The 16271-nt window shown below is 32.7% G+C and carries 12 protein-coding genes; 5 read left to right on the forward strand and 7 right to left on the reverse strand.

Annotated features, from left to right (window positions below):
* Window positions 1–11 precede the first annotated feature (11 nt).
* The 7 genes from KKQ79_RS12425 to KKQ79_RS12455 form a co-directional block, all read right to left on the reverse strand.
* Window positions 12–1466 (reverse strand): hypothetical protein, encoded by a 1455-nt coding sequence (locus KKQ79_RS12425; RefSeq protein ID WP_213190407.1) that lies wholly within the window; start codon window positions 1464–1466, stop codon window positions 12–14.
* Window positions 1456–2001 (reverse strand): RNA polymerase sigma factor, encoded by a 546-nt coding sequence (locus KKQ79_RS12430; protein WP_213190408.1) that lies wholly within the window; start codon window positions 1999–2001, stop codon window positions 1456–1458. Before KKQ79_RS12430 ends, KKQ79_RS12425 begins: the two co-directional genes overlap by 11 nt.
* 33 nt (window positions 2002–2034) lie before the next feature.
* Window positions 2035–2445 (reverse strand): hypothetical protein, encoded by a 411-nt coding sequence (locus KKQ79_RS12435; protein ID WP_213190409.1) that lies wholly within the window; start codon window positions 2443–2445, stop codon window positions 2035–2037.
* A 4-nt stretch (window positions 2446–2449) separates the two neighbouring features.
* Window positions 2450–2860 carry a hypothetical protein gene (locus KKQ79_RS12440; RefSeq protein WP_069800285.1) on the reverse strand — a complete coding sequence of 137 codons (411 nt, stop codon included), beginning with the start codon at window positions 2858–2860 and terminating at the stop codon, window positions 2450–2452.
* 94 nt (window positions 2861–2954) lie between these two features.
* Window positions 2955–5171 (reverse strand): TonB-dependent receptor domain-containing protein, encoded by a 2217-nt coding sequence (locus KKQ79_RS12445; RefSeq protein ID WP_069800500.1) that lies wholly within the window; start codon window positions 5169–5171, stop codon window positions 2955–2957.
* A gap of 181 nt (window positions 5172–5352) precedes the next feature.
* On the reverse strand, window positions 5353–7626 hold the full coding sequence (locus tag KKQ79_RS12450) for an aconitate hydratase (RefSeq protein WP_213190410.1): 2274 nt from the start codon (window positions 7624–7626) through the stop codon (window positions 5353–5355).
* A gap of 289 nt (window positions 7627–7915) precedes the next feature.
* Window positions 7916–10699, reverse strand: a complete 2784-nt coding sequence (locus KKQ79_RS12455) for a bifunctional aconitate hydratase 2/2-methylisocitrate dehydratase (RefSeq protein WP_213190411.1) — start codon at window positions 10697–10699, stop codon at window positions 7916–7918.
* A gap of 208 nt (window positions 10700–10907) precedes the next feature.
* On the opposite strand from KKQ79_RS12455, the gene KKQ79_RS13995 reads away from it, so the two are divergent.
* The 5 genes from KKQ79_RS13995 (at window position 10908) to KKQ79_RS12480 (ending at window position 16168) form a co-directional block, all read left to right on the forward strand.
* A complete protein-coding gene (locus KKQ79_RS13995) occupies window positions 10908–11276 on the forward strand; it encodes a DUF2752 domain-containing protein (RefSeq protein ID WP_213190412.1) in 369 nt (122 codons plus the stop codon).
* Between the two features lie 162 nt (window positions 11277–11438).
* Window positions 11439–13544, forward strand: coding sequence for a TonB-dependent receptor (locus KKQ79_RS12465; RefSeq protein WP_213190413.1), 2106 nt, complete (start codon window positions 11439–11441; stop codon window positions 13542–13544).
* A 208-nt stretch (window positions 13545–13752) separates the two neighbouring features.
* Window positions 13753–14871 carry a T9SS type A sorting domain-containing protein gene (locus KKQ79_RS12470; RefSeq protein WP_213190414.1) on the forward strand — a complete coding sequence of 373 codons (1119 nt, stop codon included), beginning with the start codon at window positions 13753–13755 and terminating at the stop codon, window positions 14869–14871.
* Window positions 14872–14960: 89 nt separating this feature from the next.
* Window positions 14961–15647 carry a hypothetical protein gene (locus tag KKQ79_RS12475; RefSeq protein WP_213190415.1) on the forward strand — a complete coding sequence of 229 codons (687 nt, stop codon included), beginning with the start codon at window positions 14961–14963 and terminating at the stop codon, window positions 15645–15647.
* Between the two features lie 5 nt (window positions 15648–15652).
* Window positions 15653–16168, forward strand: a complete 516-nt coding sequence (locus KKQ79_RS12480; RefSeq protein ID WP_213190416.1) for an acyl-CoA thioesterase — start codon at window positions 15653–15655, stop codon at window positions 16166–16168.
* Window positions 16169–16271 lie beyond the last annotated feature (103 nt).

Genomic DNA, 16271 nt, shown 5'->3' on the forward strand with positions numbered 1-16271 from the left:
GGTGATTTAATTTAAAATTTATAAACAAAACCAGTATAAACGCCAATGAAATATGGAGAAAATGAGTTTTGTTTGTCTTTAAATGTATTAAAATGATATTTAAAAGTAGGTTCTAATTTCAAGTCTAAATTTTTAGAAAAAGGATAAGAAAAACCGAGTCCTACATTTCCTGTAAAATGTACATCGTTGATATTGTTAGACTTACCTATTTCTGTTTTCGTATTATTAGATGAAACGGAAACTGCATTTTTATTTAAAATGACAGAACTAAAACCAGTTATGGTGTTGATTTTCAATTTTTTATTGAGTAAAGTATAAGAAAATTCAACAGGGACTTCTATAAAACTCATCTCTTGGTTCAGTGTCCCTGAATTCACAGAACCTACTACATCTGCATTGTAAAAAGAAGCATTATTATTAAGGATAACCATATTCTGTCCGTTTTCATTTAAAGACAATGTTTTATAGCTATTGTTGTAACTAATAGAAGCCGTACTGTTGGCTTTAAAGAAAATTACATTTTCGGTTTTATGGTTAAGGCTATAATTGCTTACGCCCGTTCTTACAGAAATTTTATCATTAATAGCATACTGAATTCCTGCTCCAAAACTGTTATTATCATCAAAAGTTTTAGTATTGTTATCAAAGGAATTACTTATCGCAGAACCTTTAGTAGAAGAAGCAAAAAGTGGAGTGTAATTAGCAAAAACGGATAATTTTTTAGATTTTTTTTGCGTTACTTTTTGCGTTTCTTTTTCTAGTTTTGTTTTAAAAATATCTTCTTCTGAATTATTTTGAACTAAAATATTTTCTTCTTTTTTCAAAACTTCTTGTTCTTTTTTAGCTGAATTTACGAGATTGTTTTCAGCTAAAACAATTGGCGATTTTTCTTCTATATTTTTTTGATTTGGTGTAATTTCTGATTGAAGATTTTTCGCCAAGTTTTTTTCCTCTGAAGATGGATTTTCAAGATTTGTCTTATTTTTTTCTACAGAATTTAGGGTATTGTTTGTTAATTTTATATTTTTTGAAGTATTGCTTTTAGGCAAAGAACTTTTTGCAGTAATTGTATTAACGGAAAAATTTGTGTTTTTAGAATCGTTAATATTGTTTTTATTATTAATGATTTCAGCAGTCTTTGCATCTATTTTTGAATGATTATGTAAGTTGTTTTCTGTAACTTTTTGATTCTGAATTTCAGTGTTTTGATGAGCGATTTCAGTATTGTTTTTTGGTAAATTGCTGTCAATCTTATCATTAAATAAGAAATAACTTATCAATAAAACCGCAGCTACACTTGTAGAAACAATTGCAGATTTCAACCAAAATAGAGGAATTATCCTTCTTTTTTCTTCTTTTTCATTTATTTTTTCGGAAATAAAATCCCAAGATTCTTGTGGCGTATTGGCTTCAAAATCTCCGAGTTTTTCCTTAAAAATTTGCTCTATATCTTTTTTATTTTTCATGGTAATAAAGCGTATTTTTCTGTTGTGATGTAATTTTTTGTTTCAAAATCATTTTGGCTCTGCTCAAATTAGATTTGCTGGTTCCTTCAGAAATATTAAGCATTTCTGCGATTTCACGATGGCTATAATGGTCTAAAACATAGAGATTAAAAACCATTTTGTATTGAGTAGGTAATTCTTGTACCAATTTTAGAAGTTGGTCTATAGAGAATTCTTCTTCTTCATTTATTTCTTCATAGGTTTCTATAGTTTCTAAGTCTGTAAAAGCTAAATTCTTGTTTTTTTTGAGTTGAGAAATACAATGATTAATAGTGATTTTTTTTGCCCAAAAAAACAAATCACTTTTAAAGTTAAATTGATGTAAATTTTTGAAAATTAAAATAAAACTTTCCTGAAAATAATCTTTGGCATCATCTTGATTTTGAGCATATTTTAAACAAGCACCAAAAAGTTTTGGTGCGAGATAATCATACAATTCACGTTGTGATTGTGCATTTTTTTGTAAACAAGAAGAGATTAGTTCTTTAAAATTCATGTAATACAACTTACAGTACCGAAAATAGTGATTTTATTCTACAACTATGGTTTTAGTAATCCATAAATCATTTCCAGCATTGTCTTTTCCGTTCCAAAACTTAAAAGTGTAGGTTCCTTTTTCTACAGGTTTAAAGTTAAATTGATTAGCGCCTACATAAGCAACTTGTGTACAAACATTATTTTCTTTGTAAATATAAGAAGTTACAAATCTATTCAGATTATCAATTCTATAATCATAATCATAAAATCTATCACAGCCAGAAGCATAAGTAGAGTAAGTTTTAATGGTTTGAGTAGTAAATAAATCCATCTTCTCTTGAGGGATTTTCACACTATCTATTTTAATTCTAGAAATACTAATGTTGTTTTCTTCTCTAGTATCACAAGAAAATAGAAATCCAAGAGTGCATAAAGCCATTGTAGTAAAAAATAATTTTTTCATAATCTTAATCTTTTATTTTGGTAAATTTTTGTGCACAAGGTTCGTCACAACCATAATTAGAAATAATGAGGTTGCCGTTTTCAATATTTATTGATAAAACGGTAGGTAATAACAATCCTATGGTAAAACATTTTGGCGTTAATTTTTTTTCTGTAGAAGAATAAATATAATTTCCGTCTGTGTTTTGATTGGCTTCAATATTCATGTTACAAAAACTTCCGTTAGAGATATATGTTCCATCATTTCTAAAAGTTACAGTTCTGCTACTGTTAACAGGTAAGAATTTACCACTTCCATCGCCTGGATCCATTAATTGTGCACTTAGTTTCCATGTTCCGATGATATTGGTTTCATCTAAGTCTTGTCTGCAACCAATAAACAAGATAACCAATAAAATGAGTTTTAAAAGTTTCATAATTTTATATTTTACTATTAAGAGGTAAAAACATTCAATTGGTTGCGTCTTAAAACAAAAAAAGATTTCTAAATTTTAGAAATCTTTTTCGTATTTACTGATTCGGTAATCCAGAATCTTCTTTTTTGTCTTGTTTCAATAAGTTCGGATCTTCTTTTACCAATTTATTCTTAGTAGGAAGTTTATAATTGATAGAAATTCCAAAATTTTGAGAATCAAAATTATTTCCTAAATAAAGATTAGAATTGTTATAAAGCGAGGTTACCGCATTTACGTTGCTTCTAAACAAGTCATTTGCAAAAACAGATACGGTAAGTCTATCATTCAAGAATTTTTTAGTAGCAGTAAGGTCGAAGCTATTCATCCAAGGTTTTTCCATTCTGTAGTAGTACCAGTTACCTTTGGTCATGGTTCCGTAATTAGCAACTAGTTTAATGTCTTTTGGTAAAATAAATTGAGCCATGATGTTAAAAATCCAGAATCCTTTATTGTCATTATCTGGTAACTGATGAAGTTGATAACCTGTGTAAACGTATAAGAAGTTCATTTTATCTGGATTGATATTAAATTTCATTGTTTCCTTTAATCCTTTAGTAAAAAGCATAAAAGGAATAGGTAAACCGAAATTAAAATTATGAACTTTCATAGAAGAAACGTTTATAAAACCATTACTTACTCCATAAGCTTCTCTATTTTCTATGATGGGTTTCTCTGCAAAGAAATATTTCTTTTCGGCAAATTGTATAGATTGATTTTCGGCGATACTTAGATTATAGCCAATAAAAGCATAATCAAAGACTGAAAATTTTGCTTCGAGATTATTAAAAATAGTGGGTTGTAGATTAGGATTTCCTCCGAAACTGATGTTTCCGTTTTGGTAATTGGTGTTATTTGGGTTAAGCCAAGAAATATTAGGCAGTTGAATTTTTCTGTTGTAATTTAGTGCAAAATAGACTTGTTTCCCAAAGTTATATTGAATGCTTGCATTCGGGAAAAGGCTGAATTTTTTAAAAGGAATTAGATCTTTAGTAAGTTTTCCGGTGGTTAAATCTATGGTTTTTCCAGAAATATCATACGCTTCTGCTCTGGTTCCTAAAATAAAATCAAAATTCTTTTTCTTTGCTTGAAGTTCTGCATACGTAGAAGTAGTTTGTCTTTGGTATTCTAAATTAGTAATGCCGAAAAAATCTGTGTCGTAGTTTAATTTTTCAAACAAACCACCGAAAGAAATTTTCCCTTCGTCTAAAATTTTAATAGGTTGCGAATAATCAATTCTGAAGGTCGCTACGTTTTGATGAGAAGTGGTTTCTATGTTATTGTTTTGAGTAGTAGAGTTGATAAATTTTTTACCATCAAGATTATAGTTTGAATCAAAAGTGTTATAACTGGCGTTCAAATCTAATTTTTTATTTTTATCGTCAAATTTTATTTGATACGTTGCGCTTAAATCTTTTCTCCAGTTTTCTGTCTCTCCGAAATCTTTGGTGGTATAATCGTCTATACTGTAAATGTAATTAGGCGCGGTTCCCGTTCTATTGGCTATAAAACCAGAACTGCTATTTTCGGTGTCATTATTATTATGGTTGATGTCATAATTTACCAATAATCTGTCTTTCCCAATGTTAAAAGTAAGTGCAGATTTCACAAAATAACCTCTATTCACTTGCTCCGAAAATACGTTAGAAACCTTGTCTATAATAGATTCTCTGTATGCTTCTCTATAATTTTGTCCAAAATTTAGTTGCCACCCGAAATATTTATTTTTGGCATTTAACAAAATAGAATTATTGGTTCTGTTTCTGTATTTTTCGTAATTGGTGAAAGCGTATCTCCCGGTGTAAGTTGCAGAAAGATATTTTTGTGCGTTTTTATTGGTGATAATGTTAATGATTGCACCACCAGAAGTGGCAGGAAATTCAGAACCTGGTTGCGTTACAATTTCTACACGTTCTACAGAATTGGCAGGCATTCCTTCGAGAAAAGCTTGCAACTGATTACCGCCAATATTTAGCGGTCTTCCGTCCATATAAACATCTAATTGCTTCCCTTGATACATCATACCTGCAACATCAGAAACGATAAGTCCTGGCAATTTTTTAAGACCTTCACTTACATTTCCAGTATTGAGATGAGCTTGTTCTGAAAAATCAAAAATAGTTCTGTCTGCTTTTTGTTCTACTGCTTTTTTGGTTTTGGTAAGGGTTACACCGTCTATTTGTTTCTCTTTTAGCGTTTCATTTTTAGTATTTTGAGAAAAAACGAAAGTTGTGGTAAAAAGAAATCCAATAGCGATGATATAATTTTTTTTCATATTCATTTTTAAATTCTTCTATAAGACTGTCGAAATGCTATTTTGTTACAAAAGATTTATTGCCAAATCGAAAATTGAATTTTAATTAAAATTCCAATGATTAACTTTAAAAAAAAAATTTTTATGCCAATAAAAAACCACCCGAATTTTCGAGTGGTTTTTTAGTATTTATGAAAAAAACTTATGCTTTTTTAGCTTCTTCAGCGATTAGATTAAGCGCAGAACCTGCTTTAAACCATCCAATTTGCTGCTCATTATATGTATGATTAGCAAGAATAGTATCCGTAGTTCCGTCTGAGTGTGTAATCTGAATTTGAAGTGGCGTATTCGGTGCGAAACCTTCTAGATTTAAGAAATCAAAAGTATCATCTTCTTGGATTTTATCGTAATCTTCAGGATTTACGAAAGTTAATGCAAGCATACCTTGTTTCTTAAGGTTGGTTTCGTGAATTCTCGCGAAAGATTTTACTAAAACTGCTTTTACACCAAGATGTCTTGGCTCCATAGCAGCGTGTTCTCTAGAAGAACCTTCTCCGTAGTTTTGATCTCCTACTACAATTGAAGGAACGCCTGCTGCTTTGTATGCTCTTTGTACAGCAGGAACTTCACCATATTCTCCAGTTAATTGGTTTTTAACTCTGTTGGTTTCTTTGTTAAAGAAGTTTACAGCACCAATCAACATGTTGTTAGAAATATTATCTAAGTGACCTCTGTATTTTAACCAAGGACCAGCCATAGAAATGTGGTCAGTAGTACATTTTCCTTCAGCTTTAATGAGAAGTTTAGCGCCCGTAATATTTTTACCATCCCAAGGTGAGAAAGGTTCTAATAATTGTAATCTGTCTGAAGTAGGAGAAACAATTACTTGAACAGCAGAACCGTCTTCTGCAGGAGCTTGGTAGCCGTTATCTTCTACGTCAAAACCTTTTGCTGGCAATTCTGAACCTATTGGTTCTTTTAATTTTACTTGTTCTCCAGATTCGTTGGTTAAAGTATCTGTAATTGGATTAAAATCTAATCTTCCCGAAATTGCTACAGCTGCTACCATTTCAGGAGAAGCTACGAATGCGTGAGTATTTGGATTTCCATCTGCTCTTTTTGCAAAGTTTCTATTGAAAGAGTGAATGATAGAGTTTTTCTCTTGTTTTTCAGCGCCTTCTCTGTCCCATTGTCCGATACATGGTCCACAAGCATTGGTAAAGATTCTCGCATTTTCAAATTTTTTGAAAGTATCAATTAATCCATCTCTTTCTGCAGTATATCTTACTTGTTCAGAACCTGGGTTAATTCCTAAAATTGCTTTTGGTTTTACTCCTTTCGCTACCGCATCTTCTACAATAGAGGCTGCTCTAGATAAATCTTCGTAAGAAGAATTGGTACAAGAACCAATTAAAGCCCATTCTATATCTAGAGGCCAATCATTGGCAATAGCTTTATCTCTCATTTCAGCAACTGGAGTTGCTAAGTCTGGAGTAAAAGGACCATTAAGGTGTGGAGTTAATTCAGAAAGGTTAATTTCAATTACTTGGTCGAAATATTTTTCTGGTTCTGCGTATACTTCTGCGTCACCAGTTAAGTGTTCTGCGATTTTATCAGCAGCATCTACTACTTCTTGTCTTCCTGTTGCAGTAAGATATCTTCTCATAGAATCATCATAACCGAAAGTAGACGTAGTAGCGCCAATTTCCGCACCCATGTTACAGATAGTACCTTTTCCTGTTGCAGAAAGAGATACAGCTCCTTCTCCAAAATATTCTACAATAGCACCAGTTCCACCTTTTACAGTAAGAATTCCTGCAACTTTTAAAATAACGTCTTTTGCTGAAGTCCAACCGTTTAGTTTACCAGTTAATTTAACACCAATTAATTTTGGCATTTTAAGTTCCCAAGCCATTCCTGCCATTACGTCTACTGCATCTGCTCCTCCAACTCCAACTGCTACCATTCCTAATCCACCTGCATTTACAGTGTGAGAGTCGGTGCCAATCATCATTCCACCAGGGAAAGCATAATTTTCTAAAACTACTTGGTGAATAATACCTGCTCCTGGTTTCCAGAAACCAATTCCGTATTTATCACAAACTGAACTTAGGAAGTTGAAAACTTCGTTATTTTTATTCAGTGCTTCTTGTAAATCTTTATCGGCACCAATTTTAGCTTGAATTAAGTGATCAGCGTGAACTGTAGAAGGAACGGCAACTTTAGCTTTTCCTGCTTGCATAAACTGTAAAAGTGCCATTTGTGCAGTTGCATCTTGCATTGCAACTCTATCCGGAGCGAAATCTACATAAGAATTTCCTCTTTCGTAAGCTTCTGTAGCATTACCTTCCCAAAGGTGAGCGTAAAGAATTTTTTCAGCGAGTGTAAGAGGTTTTTGTACTACTTGTCTTGCCGCAGCAATTCTTTCAGGGTAGCGCTCGTACACTTTTTTAATCATGTTGATGTCGAATGTCATATCTATTTATTTTTTGTTTAAAGTTTGCATTTGAGAATCAAATGAAAGGATAATGATGTTATTATTCTCCATCAAATTCTATTCCTACAGGATTGATAAAATATTAAAATGGTCTATGGTTTGAATTTTTAATACCTATTAATTCACTTTTGAAATTGAATTTTATTTAAAGCTAAAATTAATATTATTTTGTGAAATGTAATATTTTATGATAAAAAAAATTGGAAGACTTCTCAAGAAATCTTCCAATTTGTATTTAAAAAGCCTTTCGACTTTAGTTTACAATGTATTAAAAATGGCCAACAGTTACCAGTTCTTTAATAGATGGAACGAAAGTAGTTAAGTTGATTCCTTCAACAGCTGTTTTGTACTCGTCAATACTTGGAATGCGACCTAAGATTGCAGACAATACTACAACTGGAGTAGAAGCCAATAGAGATTCTCCTTTTTTACGATCAGAATCTTCTACTACTCTTCCTTGGAAAAGACGGGTGGAAGTTGCCAAAACCGTGTCTCCTTTCTCCGCTTTTTCCTGGTTACCCATACAAAGGTTACAACCTGGACGCTCAAGATACATCATATTTTCATATTGAGTACGAGCTTCGCCTTTTGGAGCTGCATCATTGAATTCAAAACCTGAATATTTTTCTAATAATTCCCAGTCCCCTTCAGCTTTTAATTCATCGATGATGTTATAAGTAGGAGCGGCTACAACCAATGGTGCTTGGAATTCTACTTTACCATTTTGTTTTTCAAGATTTCTCAACATTTGAGAAACAATTTTAAGGTCACCTTTGTGAACCATACAAGAACCCACGAAACCAAGGTCAACTTTTTTCTCACCACCATAATAAGTAAGGTCTCTAATGGTATCGTGCGTATATCTTTTAGAAACGTCTTCGTTGTTTACATCTGGGTCTGCAATCATTGGTTCAACGATTTGATCTAAATCTACCACAACTTCAGCGTAATATTTAGCATTAGCATCTGGAGTTAAAGCAGGTTTGTCACCAGTTCTGATTTCCTCAATTCTCTTATTTGCTTTGTTGATTAATCCTTGTAGAACGTGATTTTTATTGTCCATTCCTTTATCGATCATAATCTGGATTCTGCTTTTTGCAATTTCCAATGATTCGATCAAAGTATCGTCTTCTGAGATACAAATTGAAGCTTTCGCTTTCATTTCTGCAGTCCAGTCTGTGAAGGTAAATGCTTGGTCGGCAGGAAGCGTTCCGATATGAACCTCAATAATTCTACCTTGGAAAACGTTTTCTCCGTCAAATTGCTTCAACATCTGAGCCTGAGTTGCATGAACTACATCACGGAAATCCATGTGCTTTTTCATTTCGCCTTTGAAAGTCACTTTTACAGATTCAGGAATCGGCATTGAAGCCTCACCTGTTGCCAAAGCTAAAGCTACCGTTCCAGAGTCAGCTCCGAAAGCAACACCTTTAGACATTCTTGTGTGAGAATCACCTCCGATGATGATTGCCCATTCGTCTACCGTAATATCGTTTAGAACTTTATGAATAACGTCTGTCATGGCGTGATATTCACCTTTCGGGTCACGAGCTGTGATAACCCCGAAATCGTTCATAAATTTCATTAATTTAGGAATATTAGCCTGTGCTTTTTTATCCCAAACTGAAGCGGTGTGACATCCTGACTGGTACGCTCCGTCTACGATTGGAGAAATCACCGTTGCTGCCATAGATTCTAGTTCTTGAGCGGTCATTAAACCTGTAGTGTCCTGAGAACCAACGATATTTACTTCAACTCTCACATCAGAACCAGCGTGTAAAACTTTACCTTCTGGAACGCCTACTGCATTTCTGTTAAAGATTTTTTCAACAGCGGTAAGTCCTTGTCCTTCGATAGAAATTTCTTTTGAAGGAGCGAAAACTGTAGGAGCTGTAATTCCTAAAGTTTTTGCAGCAAATGTTTGGATTTTTTTACCAAAAACGATAGCATAAGAACCACCAGCTCTTATAAATTCTAATTTTTGAGGAGTAAATGATTTTGAAATATCTTTCAATTCAGTTTCTCCGTTATATAATTTCTTTTCTTTGGTATTGATGGTCAAAACAGTTCCTGTAGCAACTGAATATTTTTCTTCTAAAACGATATCACCGTTTTCATTTCTAACAGGGTTTCCGTTTTCGTCCACTTTTTTCACCCAGTTTTGAAGGTCGATTCCGATACCTCCAGTTACATCAACTGTAGTTAAGAAAATTGGAGAAATTCCATTAGTTCCAGCTACAATTGGAGCAATGTTTACGAATGGTACGTAAGGACTTGCTTGTTTCCCAGTCCAAAGCGCAACGTTGTTCACACCAGACATACGAGAAGAACCAACTCCCATTGTTCCTTTTTCTGCAATAAGCATTACACTTGCATCAGGATGTTGAGCTTGTAAAGCTTTTATTTCTTCCTGTTGAGCAGGAGACATCATGCATTTTCCGTGTAACTCACGGTCAGAACGTGAGTGAGCCTGATTACCCGGAGATAATAAATCAGTTGAAATATCACCTTCTGCAGCGATGTAAGTCACAACTTTAATTTCTTCTGGAACTTCTGGAAGTTTAGTGAAAAACTCTGCTTTTGCATAGCTTTCCAAAATATCCTTAGCGATTACATTTCCCGTTTCATAAGCTTTTTTTAAACGCGCTGTATCAGCATCATACAAGAAAACCTGAGTTTTAAGAACTTCAGCGGCTTGTTTTGCAGTAGCTTCATCATTTCCTAAAGCCAAATCAAGAAGAACTTCGATAGAAGGACCTCCTTTCATGTGAGATAGCAATTCAAAAGCGTAAGTAGGAGTGATTTCTGCCACTATAGATTCACCAAGGATTATTTCCTTTAAAAACTTAGTTTTTACACCAGCTGCACTAGTTGTGCCGGGTAAAGTATTATAGATGAAAAAGTTAAGAGAATCAGTTCTGTGCTCATTCGCTGAATCTTTAATTTGCTCGATAATTGCGCTTAGTAATTCTGCACTGTCAATAGGTTTTGGGTGAAGCCCCTGTGCTTTTCTTTCTTCGATTTCCTGGATGTAATCCTGATAAATATTCATAATTTTTGAAGTCTTTTTAAACTTAATAATTAGATGATTTACTGTACTTTAGTAGTTAAAATTTTTATAATCATCAATCTTTTTATAATGATGCTCAAAAGTAAGAAAATTTAATTTGCAGAGGATATCTTTTTTTAAAATTTTATAGATGAAGCATATTATTTAAATCAATCTTGTAAAATATAAAGTTTAGAATTACATTTGTTTTATGTACAAGGGTGAAAAAAAATGGATTTTTGTAGTTATAATACTGGTTTTAACAGGTTATTATTTTTTTCTAAATCCTTATGAACAAGAGTATTTTTTTATTTCTTGTCCTTTTTATAAGATTACGGGTTACCAGTGTTCAGGTTGTGGTTCACAAAGAGCATTTTACGAAATTTTACATCTGAACTTCAAAGAAGCGTTTCACCAAAATGCACTTGTACTATTAGGAATTCCCTATTTTTCATTGATTTTCTTTACTAGTTTTTTTCAAGAAAAATTCGCTAAACTAAGACAGTTTCTCATCGGCAAGAAAACAATACTAATTTTGTTCATTTTCATAATTCTTTTCGGGATTTTTAGAAATTTATAAAAATTTTATACATTTGCACTCAAGAAAAAGGGGTGCTGTAAAAAGCTGAGATTATACCCAAAGAACATAGAACAGGTAATGCTGTTTATGGAAACGTCTTTGATGTATTTTTCACACGTGGCATCCTTTTATTCGATTTGTTTAATTTTTTACAACATCAGAATGAAAGGATTTATTATTTTAGGGCTAGGAATGAGCTCTGTTCTTTCTGCGCAAATAGATACAGCGCAAGTAAAAGAAATTCAAGAGGTTAGCTTTACGAAAAGGCTGCCGGTTTCCAAAGAAATTATTAACGTACAAAAAGATTTAGGAGCTAAAAATCTAGGTCAGGATTTGCCTATTTTGCTCAAAAATCAAATGTCTGTAGTTGCAACTTCCGATGCTGGAAACGGAGTGGGTTACACTGGTTTTAGGATTAGAGGAAGCGCTGGAACAAGTATTAATGTAATGCTGAATGGTGTTCCGTATAACGATTCGGAAAGTCAAGGGACTTTTTTTGTGAATATTCCAGACATGGCAAGTTCGGCATCGCAGATTGTCATCCAAAGAGGAGTAGGAACTTCTAGCAATGGAACAGCAAGTTTCGGAGCAAGTGTGAATATTTTGACCAAAAATCCAGAGGAGAAACCTTATTTTTTGACCAATCAAAGCGCAGGAAGTTTTAACACCTTTAAACATTCCTTTGAAGCAGGAACAGGAAAGTTTTTGAACAATTTACTGTCGGTTTCGGCAAGGTATTCTATCATTAATTCAGATGGTTATATTGATAGAGCTTTTTCTAAACTCAATTCTTACAATATCAATGCGCTCTTCGAAAAAGGAAATACGAAACTGAGATTTTTAACTTTCGGTGGAAAAGAAAAAACGTATCAAGCGTGGAATGGAATTGATAAAGCTACCTATGAAGCTAATCCGAAATTCAATTATTCGGGTGCGATTTATGATGCTAATTGGGAAAATATTATTGGGTTTTATGATAATGAAACCGATAATTACAGACAAAACCATTATCATTTACTTTGGGAACAAAAACTCGGTAAAATTTGGAATCTAGAAACCACTTTTCATCTTACTCACGGAGAAGGTTACTATGAAAATTATAAGCAAGATGCTAAATTTTCTAAATATGATTTGCCCAATATCGTAGAAAACGGAAATACCATTACCAGAACAGATTTCATTAGAAAAAAATGGTTAGACAATGATTTTTATGGTGTGGTTTCTAATCTTTATGGAAATTTTGAAAATCTGAATTTGAACTTTGGAGTTGCTGTCAATCAATATTTTGGGAGACATTATGGTAATGTTTCTGGAGTTACTTACACCAATATTTACGAGCATGAATATTACAGAAATAATGCTTTGAAAAATGAAGTTTCAGGTTTTGCGAAAGCCATTTACAAAGTTGAAAAACTTGAATTTTTTGGAGATTTACAACTTAGAAACATTGACTATAAAACATATATTTTAGATGAAAATGCAGAAGAAGGAGCAGATTTAAGTCAGAAATGGACGTTTTTTAATCCAAAATTTGGGGTGAATTATCAAATTGAAAACGGGAAATTATTTTTCTCTTATGCTCATGCTCACAGAGAGCCCAACCGTGATGATTTATTTGCCAATCCTAATACAAAGCCAGAGAAATTACATGATTTTGAGCTCGGTTTAGAAAAAACTTTTGGTAATGTTACTTTCACCGCAAACGCTTATTACATGAATTATGTGAATCAATTGGTTCTGAGTGGAGAAATCAATATGGTGGGAGAATTCATTAAAATTAATTCTGGAAAATCTTACAGATTAGGTTTAGAATTGGGAACTTTGGCTAAAGTTTCAGAAAAACTGAACCTATTAGGAAATATTACTTTGAGTCAGAATAAAAATGTAGATTTCAAAATTGAAGAAAATTCTACCGTGACCAATCTGGGCAATACCGACATTTCTTTCTCTCCTAATATTATTGCCAATGCAGTAATTCAGTATAAGCCTATTAAAAATTTACAGTTAAATCTTAATAATCAATACATAGGAAAACAATATCTAGACAATACTGAAACAAAAGAATTGCAGCTAAAAGATTACTTTTTAACGGATTTCAATGCTCAATATGAATTTAGAATTGCTAAGCAAGAAATGAGTTTGCAGTTTTTATTAAACAATATTTTTAATAAAAAATATGTAAATAATGGATTTGTATATGGAGGGCCATATTATTATGCACAAGCTGGCAGAAATTTTATGCTAGGGCTTAATTTTAGGATAAATTAGTGATTTTTAGTGAATTCCCTGATTTTTCTCAATTTTGTTTAAAATACTGTTAATCAGCAATTTGTATTGTCTTATAAATGAGAAAATAAAAATTATTTCAGGTTGGTAATTAATTGAAAATCAATGAATTTTGATTTTTTTTGAAAAAAAATTTTTTTATTAAAAATTTTTGTTAATTTTGAGTTATTAATCCTAAAAAAAAAATATTATGAAAAAACTTTTATTTTCTTTCTTGTTTTCCGTTGTTTTTGGCCTATTTAGTTCACAATCAATTGGTCTGATTGGTGACTTTAATTCGTGGTCAGGTGATGTAGTTATGGCTACTACAGATAATGTACATTATACTCTTACTCATACTTTTACTGCAAATGGAGGAGTGAAGTTTAGACAAAATGGCGGTTGGACTCCGAGCTGGGGGGCAAACGCTTTTCCTAGTGGAACAGGTACTCAAAATGGAGGAAATATACCAGTTACTCCAGGGACATACAATATCACTTTTAATAGAACAACAGGTGCCTATAATTTCGCATCAACTATTGTTTCTGATAATATTAGTTTCTATGGAGGGTTTAATAGCAATGCAACTCCAGGTGAATCTCTTTCTACACCAGACGGTATTACTTATTCTAAAACTGATTTTTATTTCAATGCTGCTAATGTTAAGTTTTATAGGTCAAATGCTCCAATTACAACATGGGGAGGAACTACTTTCCCTTCTGGTACTGCTGTAGAAAATGGAGGTGATATTCCTTTGACATCAGGATATTACAATATAACCTTTAACAAAAATACTCTTGCTTATTCATTTCAAGTAGCTCCTGTTACTTTAATTGGAAATGGTATTTCTGGTGGTAATTGGACAACAGATGTGGCTCTTACTTCTACAGACGGAGGTAAAACTTTTACTAAATCTGGATTGCAACTTGTTGCAGGAGGAGTTAAGTTTAGAGTAAATAATGCTTGGGTAACGAGTTGGGGTGGCACAACCTTCCCTTCAGGAACAGGTGCTTTAAATAGTAATAATAATATTCCTACAACTCCAGGAACCTATGATGTGACTTTTGACCGTTTAACAGGAGAATATGCATTTACAGTCAGTACTTTAGCAACTGGCGAAACTGTTAAGAAATCAAAATCATTCGTATCTGAAGGGAAATTGTATACCAATAAACAAGGAAACCTAAGTGTACAAGTAGTAGATTTCTCTGGAAGAATCATTAAAACCATTACTACAAAAGCTTCTAGCAATGGTATAGAACTAAATCTTCCAAAAAAAGGAAATTATTTTCTTAAACTTAATGATGAGGTAATTAAATTCGCCTATTAATCAAAAGAAAAAATGTTTTTATACAAGGTTGCTTTTTAGCAACCTTTTTTTGTAACTCAACTCAACAAAAAATATTAAATTTGTGCCAAATGAATTTAGGATTACATCTATACAATTATTTGCAAGAAAAAGGAAGTGCAGAACTTCCTGGTTTTGGCGTTTTTACCCTCAAGAAAAAATCGGCTACTTTAGATGAGCAATCCTCTAAAATCTTGCCACCCACTTATGAAATTTCTTTCGTAGAAAATAAAAATGTTTTCAATGCAGATTTTTCTAAATATATTGTTGAGAAAACAGGCGAAAATTTATTTGTAGTGCAGTCTCTAATCAAAGAAGAAGTTTCTTCTTGGCTGGGAACATTGTCTGCAGAACAAAAAATTACGATAGACGAAATAGGTGAATTTTCACTAGAGGAAAATGTAATAAAACTTTTAGACCAAAAAAAATATACCAATACGCCTAAATTTTTTGGCCTCGAAGAAATCAGTTTAGAGCAAATTCAAAACAGTGAAAACTCTGAAAACTTAACAGAATCAGACAATCAATACGTTTTTAATAACTCTATTCTTTGGATTTTCCTATTCATTTTACCAGTAGGAGCCATCATTTATTTGGCGATTAATTATCAAGACCAAATTTTTGGGAAAAAATCTTTTGATGAAGTTACGGTGAAAACTTCTACCCATAGAATTCCCGAAAAGCCAAAGGTAAATCCTATTGTACCAAAAGATTCATTACAAACTTCAAAAACAGATTCATTAAGAATTTCTAAATAATTTCTATGGAAAAAAATGCGAAAACTCCTGCAGAAACCAGGACTATTATGACCAATATTGTGCTTCCCAATGAAACCAATGCATTAGGAAATATGTTTGGTGGTGAACTTCTTTCTAGAATGGATAGAGCGGCTGCTATTGCTGCGCAAAGACATAGTGAATCTACCGTTGTTACCGCTTCTGTCAATCATGTTTCGTTTAAATATCCTATTCCAGAAGGTGGTGTGGTAGTGGTAGAAGCCAAAGTTTCTAGAGCTTTTTCTACGTCTATGGAAATTTATTGCGATGTGTGGTTAGATAACCCAATCACCAAAGAAAAAATTCATACCAACGAAGGAATTTATACTTTCGTAGCAGTAGATAAAAATAACCATCCAATTCCTATTCCTGAGCTTATTCCGCAATCTGATGTTGAAAAAGCAAGATTTGATGCAGCACTTCGTAGAAAAGAACTTTCTCTAATTCTTTCGGGAAAAATGAAAGCTCAAGATTCTATAGAGCTTAAAAAGTTATTTGGTTAGACTATTTATTGTAAAGTCGCAGAGTCGTTAAGTTGTAAAACTGAAGTTTTAAATATTTTAAGAATTTGGCATTAAGCGATTTTACGGTTTACAAAACAACAAT

This window comes from Cloacibacterium caeni, from assembly GCF_907163125.1.
In the GTDB taxonomy this organism is placed as follows: domain Bacteria; phylum Bacteroidota; class Bacteroidia; order Flavobacteriales; family Weeksellaceae; genus Cloacibacterium; species Cloacibacterium caeni_B.